General features: G+C 70.3%; 13 protein-coding genes. 5 read left to right on the forward strand and 8 right to left on the reverse strand.

Annotated features, from left to right (window positions below; all coding sequences use genetic code 11):
• Positions 1 to 224: 224 nt before the first annotated feature.
• From rplI to ASG96_RS18970, 6 genes are all read right to left on the reverse strand, one after another.
• Positions 225 to 671 (reverse strand): 50S ribosomal protein L9, encoded by a 447-nt coding sequence (gene rplI / locus ASG96_RS18945; protein ID WP_056750292.1) that lies wholly within the window; start codon positions 669 to 671, stop codon positions 225 to 227.
• Positions 672 to 697: 26 nt separating this feature from the next.
• Entirely contained in the window at positions 698 to 934 is a 237-nt protein-coding gene (rpsR, locus tag ASG96_RS18950) for a 30S ribosomal protein S18 (RefSeq protein ID WP_013494395.1), read from the reverse strand.
• Between the two features lie 112 nt (positions 935 to 1,046).
• Complete coding sequence (locus tag ASG96_RS18955) at positions 1,047 to 1,664, reverse strand: single-stranded DNA-binding protein (RefSeq protein WP_057588971.1); 618 nt, start codon at positions 1,662 to 1,664, stop codon at positions 1,047 to 1,049.
• Between the two features lie 48 nt (positions 1,665 to 1,712).
• On the reverse strand, positions 1,713 to 2,000 hold the full coding sequence (rpsF, locus tag ASG96_RS18960; RefSeq protein WP_028785248.1) for a 30S ribosomal protein S6: 288 nt from the start codon (positions 1,998 to 2,000) through the stop codon (positions 1,713 to 1,715).
• A 238-nt stretch (positions 2,001 to 2,238) separates the two neighbouring features.
• Positions 2,239 to 3,582, reverse strand: a complete 1,344-nt coding sequence (locus ASG96_RS18965) for a glycosyltransferase 87 family protein (protein ID WP_056750284.1) — start codon at positions 3,580 to 3,582, stop codon at positions 2,239 to 2,241.
• Positions 3,583 to 3,620: 38 nt separating this feature from the next.
• On the reverse strand, positions 3,621 to 5,852 hold the full coding sequence (locus ASG96_RS18970; protein ID WP_057588972.1) for a transglycosylase domain-containing protein: 2,232 nt from the start codon (positions 5,850 to 5,852) through the stop codon (positions 3,621 to 3,623).
• Between the two features lie 261 nt (positions 5,853 to 6,113).
• On the opposite strand from ASG96_RS18970, the gene ASG96_RS18975 reads away from it, so the two are divergent.
• From ASG96_RS18975 to ASG96_RS18990, 4 genes are all read left to right on the forward strand, one after another.
• A complete protein-coding gene (locus ASG96_RS18975; RefSeq protein WP_057588973.1) occupies positions 6,114 to 6,626 on the forward strand; it encodes a SigE family RNA polymerase sigma factor in 513 nt (170 codons plus the stop codon).
• Complete coding sequence (locus ASG96_RS18980) at positions 6,623 to 7,723, forward strand: hypothetical protein (protein WP_057588974.1); 1,101 nt, start codon at positions 6,623 to 6,625, stop codon at positions 7,721 to 7,723. Before ASG96_RS18975 ends, ASG96_RS18980 begins: the two co-directional genes overlap by 4 nt.
• Before the next feature lie 196 nt (positions 7,724 to 7,919).
• On the forward strand, positions 7,920 to 8,564 hold the full coding sequence (locus ASG96_RS18985) for a PadR family transcriptional regulator (RefSeq protein ID WP_056754149.1): 645 nt from the start codon (positions 7,920 to 7,922) through the stop codon (positions 8,562 to 8,564).
• A 3-nt stretch (positions 8,565 to 8,567) separates the two neighbouring features.
• The gene (locus ASG96_RS18990) at positions 8,568 to 9,659 is read left to right on the forward strand and encodes an inositol-3-phosphate synthase (RefSeq protein ID WP_056750268.1); all 1,092 of its coding nucleotides are present in this window, start codon (positions 8,568 to 8,570) and stop codon (positions 9,657 to 9,659) included.
• An 82-nt stretch (positions 9,660 to 9,741) separates the two neighbouring features.
• Here ASG96_RS18990 and ASG96_RS18995 read toward each other — a convergent pair whose 3' ends face one another.
• On the reverse strand, positions 9,742 to 10,380 hold the full coding sequence (locus tag ASG96_RS18995) for a DUF4190 domain-containing protein (RefSeq protein ID WP_162262057.1): 639 nt from the start codon (positions 10,378 to 10,380) through the stop codon (positions 9,742 to 9,744).
• A gap of 352 nt (positions 10,381 to 10,732) precedes the next feature.
• Positions 10,733 to 11,416, reverse strand: a complete 684-nt coding sequence (locus tag ASG96_RS19000) for a DedA family protein (protein ID WP_200958511.1) — start codon at positions 11,414 to 11,416, stop codon at positions 10,733 to 10,735.
• A 175-nt stretch (positions 11,417 to 11,591) separates the two neighbouring features.
• Between ASG96_RS19000 and ASG96_RS19005 the strand changes: the two genes are divergently transcribed.
• Positions 11,592 to 12,230 (forward strand): peroxiredoxin, encoded by a 639-nt coding sequence (locus tag ASG96_RS19005; RefSeq protein ID WP_056750262.1) that lies wholly within the window; start codon positions 11,592 to 11,594, stop codon positions 12,228 to 12,230.
• The last annotated feature ends 31 nt before the right edge of the window (positions 12,231 to 12,261 follow it).

Here is a 12,261-nt window from a genome sequence, read left to right on the forward strand (position 1 = left end):
GTCGCTGGAGATGGGGTGCCGGCGGACTCGTCGGCGCGCCAGCGGCACACTCTCGGGTCAGCGGGACACGGAGCACGGCGTGCAGCCGGCCCGAGGGTGTGCGCGTCGCCCGCAGGCGCCCCGGCGTGACCGGCATCGGCTGCGTGACGGGCCCTCGCACGGCGAAGGGCCGGGCTCCGCGTGATGCGGAGCCCGGCCCTTCGGCGTGCTTCAGACCTCGAGGGTCAGGCGGGGACGACCTCGAACTTGAGGGTCGCCGCGACCTCGGGGTGCAGACGGACGGTCGCCTCGTAGGAGCCGAGCGTCTTGATGGCCTGCTTGACCTCGATCTTGCGCTTGTCGAGCTCCGGGCCACCGGCAGCCTTGACGGCGGCAGCGATGTCGCCGTTGCTGACGGCGCCGAAGAGGCGACCGGACTGGCCGGACTTGGCCGGGACCTTGACCGACGTGGCCTCGAGCTGGCCCTTGACACCCTTGGCGGTGTCGAGGTCCTTGATCTCGCGGACCGCACGGCCCTTGGTCAGGGCGTCGACCTGCTTCTGGCCGCCCTTGGTCCACGGGGTCGCGAGACCGCGCGGCATGAGGAAGTTACGGCCGTAGCCGTCCTTGACCTCGACGATGTCACCAGCAGCACCGAGGCCGGTGACCTCGTGCGTGAGAATGAGCTTCATGGTGTTCTCCTCGTTCCCGAACGGGCTCAGCGAGCCGAGCTCGAGTAGGGCAGCAGGGCCATCTCACGGGCGTTCTTGACGGCCGTGGCGATGAGACGCTGCTCCTGGACGGACACACCGGTCACGCGACGCGCGCGGATCTTGCCGCGGTCGGAGATGAACTTGCGCAGGAGCGCAGTGTCCTTGTAGTCGATGTTCTCGACCTTCGCCGCCTTCAGCGGGTTGGCCTTCTTCTTGGGCTTGCGCACAACGGGCTTTGCCATCGTGGTGCTCTCCTTCTTGATGAGAGCCCGGGGGAGGTGCCCCGGGATGGGTTAAGAACTACGGGGTATGCCGTCCGGCTCGGTCACCGGACGACGGTGCTGACCTGCTCGATCAGAAGGGGGGCTCGTCGTAGCTGGGGGCTGCGCCCCACCCACCACCCTGCTGGCCACCTGCCGCGGGCTGGCCACCGCCGGAGGGCTGGTTCCAGCCGCCCTGGCCGCCGCCTGCAGCCGGGGCCGCCTGGCCACCGGCGGAACCGCCGGTCGCCCACGGGTCCTCGGCCTGGCCGCCGCCGGAGCCACCGCTCCAGCCGCCGCCCTGGTTGCCCTGGCCGCCGCCGAAGCCGCCACCACCGCCACCACCGCGCTGGGTCTTGTTGACCTTTGCGGTGGCACTGCGCAGGGACGGGCCGATCTCGTCGACGTCCATCTCCACGACGGTGCGCTTCTCGCCTTCCTTCGTCTCGTAGGAACGAGACTTCAGCCGGCCGGACACGATCACGCGCATGCCCCGCTGGCACGACTCGGCGACGTTCTCCGCCGCGTCGCGCCACACCGAGCAGCGCATGAACAGCGTCTCGCCGTCCTTCCACTCATTGCTCTGGCGGTCGAACTGCCGCGGCGTCGAGGCCACGGTGAAGTTCGCGACCGCGGCTCCGGACGGCGTGAAACGCAGCTCGGGGTCGGCGGTCAGGTTGCCGATGATCGTGATGACGGTGTCGCCTGCCATGGACCAGTCCTTCGTCGGTTGATCGAGCGGATCAGTATCTTCGCTGAATCAGGCGCCGGGGCGCAGCAGCTTGGTGCGCATGACCGACTCGCTGAGGTTCAGCTGGCGGTCGAGCTCCTGGGCGGTGGCCGGCTCGGTCGTCATGTTGACGACGACGTAGATGCCCTCGGACTTCTTCTTGATGTCGTAGGCGAGACGGCGGCGGCCCCAGATGTCGACGTTCTCGACGGTGCCCCCGTCGTTCTTCACGACGGTGAGGAACTTGTCCATCGTCTTGTCGACGGTGCGCTCTTCGGTCTCCGGGTCGAGGATGACCATGAGTTCGTACTGACGCATGCTTCTAACCCACCTCCTCTGGTCTTGGCGGTCACGAGTCTCTCTCGTGACAGGAGGGTTGCATTCGTCCCGCCGCGAGCCTGGGGCCCGGCCTGATCTTCCAGCCGGGTTCAGCCTCGCAGACCTCACCGACATCGGTCGGGTCGATCCACAGGCCACCGGGCACACGGCGAACTGGGCAAGACTACCGGGCCGGACGGCATACGCCGAATCCGCAGCGCCGCCGCGCCGTCATCGCTCAGGAGAAGCGGACGATCAGCCGGTCCTCGGCGCCGCTCATCGGCCCGGCGAGGTCGTCGGGCTCGGCGCTCGACCGGCTCCACCGGTCGCGCGCCCGCAGCCACACGACCGCCACCAGCCACAGCACGGCCACGACGCGCAGCATCGAGAAGAAGGCGTACCACGCCGGCGGCAGGCCGCGGTCGGGCACGGTCGTCGCGGCGATCGTCAGCCACACGGCGACGAAGTTGAGGGCCTCGGCGCCTGCCCACATGAGGTGGTCGCGCCACTGGAGGGCGCACCACGCGACGAGGGGCACGAGCCACAGCGAGCTCTGCACGGTGAACGACTTGCCGGTGACGAGGACGAGGCCGACCATGACGAGCGACACCTCGGCGATCGTCGGGCGCCGGGCCGACGACAGGGCGAGCACGGCCCCCACCACCAGGGCGACGAGCCAGCCGACGACGGCGAGCGCCGTCACGGCACCCGCGGGCAGTGCGTGCCCGGCGAGCTGCGGCAGCAGCCACGGCGAGCCGTAGCCGGCTCCCGCCGACGCCCACTGCTGGTAGGGCGACGCGGCCGCCCCCGGGTTGAGCAGCCAGAGGCCCGAGAGCAGGGCGCCGAAGGTCAGCAGGGCGTAGCCGACGACCCTCCCCATCTCGCGCAGCCGCCCGGACCGCACGCAGAGCAGCGCGATCGCCACGAGGATGAGCACGGGATACGACCGGGCGCCCATGGCGAGCCCGAGCAGCACCCCGGCGAGCGTCGGGTTGCGCCGCGACCACGCCCACATGCCGGCGCTGGCGAGAGCCACCCCGAGCATGTCGGCGGAGATGAAGCCGGCGAGCACCACGACCGGCGACAGCGCGACGTGCGCGGCCGAGAAGGGTCGGGCCGCCGACGAGGCGACGAGCCACACGACCGTGAGCAGCAGGAGGGTGAGCAGCACCGACCACAGCGCGAAGTACCAGGCGGCGCGCGTCTTGAGCGAGCCGTCGTCGGGCCCGAGGCTCGCGACGGCGGTGAGCACCAGCCCGGTCAGGGGTGGCTGTCCCGTGACCGGAGCACCGTCGCCGCCCTGGAGGTATGCCGCGAGGCCGGCCTTGAGGTTCGAGTCGCGGTAGGCGGTAGGCAGGTCGGCGTAGCAGGCGCTCCAGAACTGCGTATCGCCCGTGAAGCCGGTGCGCAGGCAGGGCACGCGGATGAGGATCGCGAGCCCGGCGGTGACGGCCGTCAGCGCGGACAGCAGCGCGGCCGTGAGCACCCACGGGAGCTCACGGGCCGCGGCATACCGTCCGCGGGGGCCTCCGATGACCTCGGAGGCCGCCCGCACGACGGGGTCGTCGACCGTCCCGGTCACCGAGCGGTCACCTCGTCACCCCACCACTCGCGGCCGCGTCATGGGCCGTTGCCGGGTTTGGTCGACGTGGGCGACGGCCCGGGCAACGGGATGGTGATCGTCGGCTCCGCGGTCGTCGTCGTCGGCTGGGGCTTGCCCGTGCCGTTCGTCTTCGTCGGCTGCGTCGTCGTCGGGGCCGTGGTCGTCGGCTCCTGCGTCGTCGTCGGCGGCGCCTGGGTCGTCGTCTCCGGCGGCGGAGTGAACGTCGTCGTCGGGGTCGGGATCTTGTCGTCGCCGACACCCGCACGCTCCGGGAACTCCTGGACCTCCATGTTCTCCGTCACGACCTTCATGAAGTCGTAGAAGACGTCGGCCGGGATCGTGCCACCCGTGAGGTTGGTGTCCTCGGCGTCGGTGAGGGTCAGCGGGTTGCCGTTGTCGTCCGGCTTGTACATCCCGATCGACACAGCGAGCTGCGGCACGAACCCGGAGAACCAGATCGACTTCGCCTCCGAGGAGGTGCCGGTCTTGCCGGCCACAGGGCGGCCCAGCCGCTGGAGCTTCGTCGCGGTGCCGCCGTCCTTGACGGTGTAGGTCATGGCGTCCGTGACGTCGGCGGTCACGTCCTTGTCGAAGGCGCGCTTGGTCTGCGGCTTGGCCACGTAGCTGAAGTCACCCGTCGTCGAGGTGACCTTCTTGACGAAGTACGGCTTGGACCGCACGCCCTGCGACGCGATGGTCGAGTAGGCGGAGGCCATGTCGATGACGTGCGGCGAGGCGGTGCCGAGGACGTTCGTGAGGTCGGTGCCGAGGCCGCGGGTCTTCTCCGGCATGCCGGCGTCGATGGCGGCCTGGCGCGTCAGCTCAGGCGTGATCTCGTTGTTGAGGTTGACGAAGGCCGTGTTGATCGAGCGACCGATCATTCGGCGCATGTCGACCATGCCGTAGGACCGCTCGCCGAAGTTGGTGATCTTCGTGCCGTCGATCTCCTGGGGCTGGTCGCCGTCGAACTTCGTCTTCGTCGAGATGCCGTCGCGGACAGCCGCGAGCACGGCGAACGGCTTGAAGTTGGAGGCGCCCTGCATCGTCGCCTGGGTCGCGGAGTTGTACTGCGTCTTCGCGTAGTCGGCGCCGCCGTACATCGCCACGACCGCGCCGTCACCGGGCTTCATCGCGATGAGGCCGCCCTGGACCTTCTTCGGCAGGTTGTCCTTCATCGCCGCGATCGCAGCCGTCTGGGCCTTCTTGTCGATCGTCGTGACGATGCGCAGGCCGCCGTTGTCGATGTCCTGCTCCGAGAGGCCCGTCGAGACGAGCTCGCGCTTGACCTGGGCGGTGATGTAGCCGTTGGGGCCCGACGAGAACTTGTTGCCCTTGTAGGCCTGGATCTTCGGCAGCTCAGTGTACTTGGCCCGCTCGGCCGCGCTGAGCCAGCCCTCCTGCACCATGCCGTCGAGGACGTACGCGTAGCGCTTGGTGAGGTTGGCCTCGGCCGTGTCGCCGTTGGCGGGGTCGTAGAGCGACGGGGCGTTGATGACCGACGCGAGGACGGCGGCCTCGCCGACGTTGAGCTTGGAGACGTCCTTGTTGAAGTACGCCTTGGACGCGCTCTGGATGCCGTAGGCGCCGCGGCCGTAGTAGATGGTGTTGAGGTACTTCTCGAGGATCTCGGACTTGGAGAGCTGGCCGTCGATCTTGACGGCGATGAGGATCTCCTTGGCCTTGCGGGAGATCGTCCGGTCCTGCGTCAGGAAGTAGTTCTTGACGTACTGCTGGGTGATCGTGGAGCCACCGACCTGGGTCTCACCGGTGACGCTCGTCTTGACGGCGCGCAGGATGCCGCCGACCGAGATGCCGTTGTTCTGGTAGAAGGTGCGGTCCTCGGCGGCGATGTGCGCGTCCTGGACGAACTTCGGCACCTGCGCCAGCTTGACGGACTCGCGGTTGCCGTCCTGGACGGCGATGCGGTCGAGCTCGGTCTTGCCGTCGCTGTAGTAGACGATCGAGACCTGCTTGTTGGCGAGCTGGTTCGGCTGCGGGATGGCGGTCTGGTTGTAGGCGATGATGACCCCGACGACGCCGAGCACGAGCAGCACCGCTGCCGCGATCGAGCCCCACTTGAGCGTGCCGATGGCCCACTTCTTCCAGCCGGTGCGGCCCTCGCCCTCACCGTCGGAGAAGCCGGCGGTCCCTGCGGACCGGCCGTTGCCGTTGCCATTCCCTGCGCGCTGGGGCCGGCCCTTGTCGGCCGCCAGCTGGGCAGCGCGGATGTCGCGCCTGCTCTGCGTCACAACCTGCTCCATTCACTGATCAGGCCCGAGAAACCGTCCCGGGCCGCCACTCAGTATGACCTGACCGGCCCCGTGACGACGAAACGAAGGAGGCGGCTCACACGACTGACACAAGCGGCCCACAGACTCCGTTCACATACCCGGGGGTGCCGTGCAACCTTTCTCCGGGGTCAGCCGGTCCTGCAGGATGTGACGACATCGACGGGCACCGACGCCGGGGCGAGATGCCTCTCGACCGGGCCGCTGACAGGGGGACGAGCCGTGGACCGGGGGTCCTTCGACGACTTCGTGGCGACGCGCTCCACCCGTCTGCTGCGAACGGCATACCTGCTGACCCACGACCGCGCGCTCGCCGAGGACCTCGTGCAGACCTCGCTCGCGAAGGCGTGGTTCGCGTGGGGTCGCATCGACGGCCGACCCGACGCGTACGTCCGTCGGGTCATGGTCAACACGTACTCCAGCTGGTGGCGGCGGCGCTGGAACGGCGAGGAGGCGACGGCCGAGCTCCCCGAGCGCGGCGCGGGCGCCACGGGACGCACCGAGGACGGACGCGTCGACGACCGCACCGACCTGTGGCGGGCGCTCGCTCGCCTGCCGAAGCGGCAGCGCGCCGTCGTCGTGCTCCGCTTCTACGAGGACCTGTCCGAGATCGAGACCGCCGAGATCCTGCAGTGCTCGGTCGGCACCGTGAAGAGCCAGGCCAGCCGCGCCCTCGCCAAGCTGCGCATCGACCCCACCCTGAGCCCGACTTCCGACGAGGAGCGTGTCCGATGAACCTCACCGACCTGCGCGACGAGCTGACCACGCACGCCGACGGCCTCGGCACCGCACCCGACCTCGCGGCAGGGGTCGCCGGCCGGGTGCGGACGACGAAGCGCCGCCGCGCCGTGGCCGCCGGCTCCGTCGCGACGCTCGCGGTCGTCGCCCTCACCGTCGGGGTCGTGACCTCGCTCGGCCGCCCCGCGCCGTCGGTACCGGCCGGCTCGCCGTCGAGTGCCGCCCCGATGATCGGCGCCGACGGCATGCCGTTCCGTGCCGTTCCCGACGCGCCCGGAGACGTCGTGAAGGACGGTCTGCACTACCGGGCCCGGGTCGCCGACGACCGGCTCGCGGCCGGATTCGTCGGTGACCGCGGCCAGGGGCAGTTCACGCTGGCCTGGGAGCCCACGACGACCCACGTCTCCGTCGGCGCAGAGTGCTACCTGCCGGGGCTGACCGCCGACGAAGCCTCGGCATACATGGTCACCGTCAGCCTCGGGGGGACCACGGGCTTCTTCGGCAGCTCGTGCACGGGTGGCCGGCCGCAGCAGCGCGACCTGCCGGCCGGGGGACCCGTCCCCGGCGAGCCGGGCCAGGGCTGGACGGAGCTGACCATGGGCCGCGCCGCGTCTGTCCGCGTCCAGCTGGTCGACGCGAAGACGAGCAAGCCGGTCTCGGTCGACGGTGCGCTGCTGGCCGGCGCCGTCTACGAGCAGGGCGCTCAGACCACGGTGAACGACTTCTCGGGCGCGCCGGTCGCGGCACTCCCCGAGGTCGTCGAGCACCAGGGCTACCGCTACCGCCTGGACGGTCGGGTCTCGATCGCCGACGCGACGTCGCGCGACGAGCTCGTGGTCCCGACGCCTGGTGGCCGCCCCTTCCTCGTCACCTACGGGTTCGCCGGCACCGGGACCGAGGGGACGGAGCGCCTCGACGGCCTCGCCGACCAGAGCACCGCGATCTCGGGGGGCCTGACGACGGCCGAGCAGCCGGCCCGGCCCGAGGGCACGGTCACGCTCAGGCACGAGGGTCCGCTGTCACCCTCCGGAGTGCGCCTCGTGGCGGTCTACACCGTCGACCCGGCCACGTCGCCGAGCACGTCCGGCCGCTGACTCACCCCGGCGTCGGCCTCCGAGCGGGGTCCCGGAGTCGATCGGCCGGAACGAACCACCGAAACGGACGCCAGGCGCCGAAACCGGGCTTCGCACCGGCCGATCGGCCCGGGGGCGCGACGACGGACGCGGTCCCTGACGCGCGATGCGTCGGCGTGATGTATCGCAGCGATATATCTGGGTGTACCGTGGTCACGTGCCGAAGTCCGAACGCCCCCAGAGCCGCCGCGCCGCGCTGCTCGAGTTCGCGGTCCTCGGCCTGCTCCACGACGGCCCCCTGCACGGCTACGAGCTGCGCAAGCGCCTGACCACCGCGCTCGGCATCTTCCGGGCGCTTTCGTACGGCTCGCTCTACCCGGCGCTGCGCCACCTCGTCGACTCCGGCTGGATCCACGAGACCACCGAGGCCGCCTCGGCCAGCAGCAAGCGCCCCCGCATCACCTACGAGCTGACCGCCGACGGCAAGGAGCACTTCCAGGACCTCGTCGCGGCCAGCGGCCCCGACGCCTGGGACGACGACGACTTCGACGTCCGCTTCGCCTTCTTCTCCCGCACCGAGGCGCAGGTGCGCCTGCGCATCCTCGAGGGCCGGCGCTCGCGCCTCGAGGAGCGTCTCGCCAACATCCGCGACGCCTCCCAGGCCCGCCGCGAGCGGATGGACGGCTACACCCTCGCCCTCCAGCAGCACGGCGAGGAGCGCGCCGAGCGCGAGGTCCGCTGGCTCGAGGAGCTCATCGTCGCCGAGCGCCGCGCGGCGCTCGACCCGGGCCCGGCGGCATACGACGAGCCCACCACAGACATCTCCACCCCCCAGAGCACGACCACCAACAACAAGGAGTGATCCATGGGATCCGTACGCGTCGCCATCGTCGGCGTCGGCAACTGCGCGAGCTCGCTCGTGCAGGGCGTCGAGTACTACAAGGACGCCGACCCCACCACCGGCGTCCCCGGCCTCATGCACGTCAAGTTCGGCGAGTACCACGTCTCTGACGTGGAGTTCGTCGCCGCGTTCGACGTCGACGACAAGAAGGTCGGCAAGGACCTGTCCGAGGCCATCAACGCCTCGGAGAACAACACCATCAAGATCGCCGACGTCCCCACCACGGGCGTCGAGGTCCAGCGCGGCCACACGCTCGACGGTCTCGGCAAGTACTACCGGCTGACGATCGACGAGTCGGGCGCCGAGCCGGTCGACGTCGTGCAGGTCCTCAAGGACCGCAAGGTCGACGTCCTCGTCTCCTACCTCCCGGTGGGCTCCGAGCAGGCCGACAAGTTCTACGCCCAGTGCGCCATCGACGCGAAGGTCGCCTTCGTCAACGCGCTCCCGGTCTTCATCGCCTCCGACCCCGAGTGGGCCGCGAAGTTCGAGGCCGCCGGCGTGCCGATCATCGGTGACGACATCAAGAGCCAGGTCGGCGCGACCATCACGCACCGCGTCATGGCCAAGCTCTTCGAGGACCGCGGCGTCGTGCTCGACCGCACGTACCAGCTCAACGTCGGCGGCAACATGGACTTCAAGAACATGCTCGAGCGCGAGCGCCTCGAGTCCAAGAAGGTCTCCAAGACGCAGGCCGTCACGAGCAACCTGACCGGTCCGCTCGCGGGTCTCGTCGACAGCAAGAACGTCCACATCGGCCCGTCCGACTACGTCGCGTGGCTCGACGACCGCAAGTGGGCCTACGTCCGCCTCGAGGGTCGCGCCTTCGGTGACGTGCCGCTGAACCTCGAGTACAAGCTCGAGGTCTGGGACTCCCCCAACTCGGCCGGCATCATCATCGACGCCATCCGTGCGGCGAAGATCGCCAAGGACCGCGGCATCGGCGGCGCCCTGCTGTCCGCCTCGTCCTACCTCATGAAGTCCCCGCCGGAGCAGCGCCCCGACGACCTCGGTCGCGCCAAGCTCGAGGCCTTCATCGCGGGCACCGAGGAGCGCTGACCTCCCGGTCACCGTGAATGCCGTGAGGCCCCCTTCCGTCCGGAAGGGGGCCTCACGGCTACCCCGTGGTGACACGGCGTGACTACTTGAGGGCCGTGCCGGTCGTCGTGCCCTTCGGGGCGTCGACGACGCAGATGATCTCGCGGCTGCCCCGCCACGAGAACGCGTCCTGCGGGTAGATGAAGGACGGGCTGAGGTCGTCGTAGGCCCGCTGGGTGATGAGGGGGTCGGCCTTCTCGGTGCATCCCTTCTCGGCGGCCGCTACGACCTTGTCCTCGCCGGGCCACGGGCCTGCGGGCATCGCGAAGATCGTCACGACCTGGCTCTCGTGGGCCGACGTGCACGGGAGGATCGTGACGCTGTCGACCTCGTCGCGACCCGCGCCCGAGAAGCAGTCGCCGGCCTTGAGGTCTTCCACGTAGGCGTCGGACGTCTGGGTCACGGCTCCTGACGCGTTGCGTGCGGGCTCGTCGGTGACGACGGCGGCGACGACGAGCACGGTCCAGCCGAGCAGCCAGAGCACGCCGAGCACGATGCCCGCGACGGCCATGCCCCGGCCCCGTTGGATCCGATACTTCCGCTGGTTCAGGGCAACCACGCCGAGCACGATCGCGACGACGGCAGCGACGGGGAAGAGCCCGGCGATGCCGCAGCAGAGGGCGGCGATCGCCAGCCCGTTGCTGCCCGGCACCGGAGCCGGCTGGTACGTCGCATCGCCCACCAGTGGCAGCGTCGGGTACGTCGGGCTCATCGGGTCCGTCGGGGCGGTCGAGGTCCCGAAGGGCGGCATCATCGGCGGCGGCGCCACCGGTACGGGGGGCGAGGTGGGCCCAGACGGCTCGGGCGCAGGCGCAACGGGCACGGAGTCGTCGGCAGGCGATGCGGGCGGCGCATCGACGTCCGGGTTCGGCTGCGGGGGTCCGCTCGGCGGCGGCAGTTCGGCGGTCACGACCGGGAGCATGTCAGGTCGATGCCCCCCTCGGGACGAAACGGGACGCTTGCGACCCGATCGTGACGACCACACCCGGACGGCTGCGCGGACCCTCGGACGAGCGCGAGCGAACGTTGCCCGCTCAGCCCGCTGACGGCATACGCGAGGGGTGCTCCCCAGCCTCCACGACGGCGTCCTCGGCACCCTCGGCAGCCTCCGCACGGCGGCGGCGCACCTGCCACACGACGAGCGACACGACGACGGCCACCGCGACGAGGATCGCGGCACCGCGTCCGAGCCACGTCTCGACCCGCGCGTAGGAGCGGCCCGCGAGGTAGCCAGCGGTGACGACGACACTGCCCCAGGCGATCCCGCCCGCGGCGTTCCACACGAGGAAGGTCGGGTAGTGCATCTTCGACATCCCGGCGAGCGCCGGCATGACGGCGCGCAGGAACGCGGTCCAGCGGCCGAGGAAGACGGCGGCGCCACCGCGACGGCCGAGGAAGTCCTGCGCCTGGGCGATGCGTTCGCGGTGCCGGTCGAAGGCACGCAGCGCCACGACCCTGCCGCCCAGATGGCGGCCGACCTCGAAGCCGACGGTGTCCCCGACGATCGCCGCCACCACGACGACGACGAGGACGGCAGCGAGCGGCACGTGGCCGAGGGACGCGGCGACCCCGCCGAGGATCGCGACCGTCTCACCGGGCACGACGAAGCCGACGAAGAGCGCGTCCTCCACGAAGACGACCGCCCCCACGACGAGGAGCACCAGCCACACGGGTGCGTGGAGGACCTGGTTCGTGATGGTGTCGAGCAGGGCGCTCACGTCGGGCTCCTCGGGACGGCGACAGGTTTCCACGCGAAGTGTCGGTGAGCCGGCTGTGCGCCCGCTGGATGCGCGTCACAACATTTGGACACCCATAACGCGATGCATGGTCCTGTGGCGACAATGAGTCGCAGACCGGGGCGCGCCGTGCGCCCGACCGCGAGAGGACGAGCCAATGGCAACACCGCGACTGGGCGAGATCGCCCCCGACTTCGAGGCCACGACCACCGAGGGCCCGATCCGCTTCCACGACTGGAAGGACGCCAGCTGGGCCGTCCTCTTCAGCCACCCGGCCGACTTCACGCCGGTCTGCACCACCGAGCTCGGCCGCGTCGCCGCCCTCGACGACGAGTGGACCAAGCGCGGCGTCAAGGTGCTCGCCGTGTCGGTCGACCCGATCGAGCAGCACGAGGAGTGGAAGGGCGACATCGAGGAGGTCAGCGGCGCGACCGTCGGCTACCCGATCATCGCCGACGACTCCCGACAGGTCTCCGAGCTCTACGACATGATCCACCCGGGTGAGGGCGACACCTCGGGCGTGCGCTCGGTCTTCATCATCGACCCGAACCACAAGGTGCGCCTGTCGCTGACCTACCCCAAGAGCGTCGGCCGCAACTTCGACGAGATCCTCCGCGCCGTCGACGCGCTCCAGCTCACCGACAGCGGTCCCTTCTCGACGCCGGCCGACTGGCGCGAGGGCCAGAAGGTCATCGTCGCCCCGACGGTGTCGACGGCCGACGCCCGCGAGCGCTTCGGCGACGACGCCGTCGACGAGGTCAAGCCCTACCTGCGCTTCACCACGGCCCCCGCCTGAACCGCGGCGGCGCGGCGCCGGTGGTCACGTC

Origin of the sequence: Terrabacter sp. Soil810 (assembly GCF_001429645.1) — a bacterium.
Classification (GTDB): domain Bacteria; phylum Actinomycetota; class Actinomycetes; order Actinomycetales; family Dermatophilaceae; genus Terrabacter.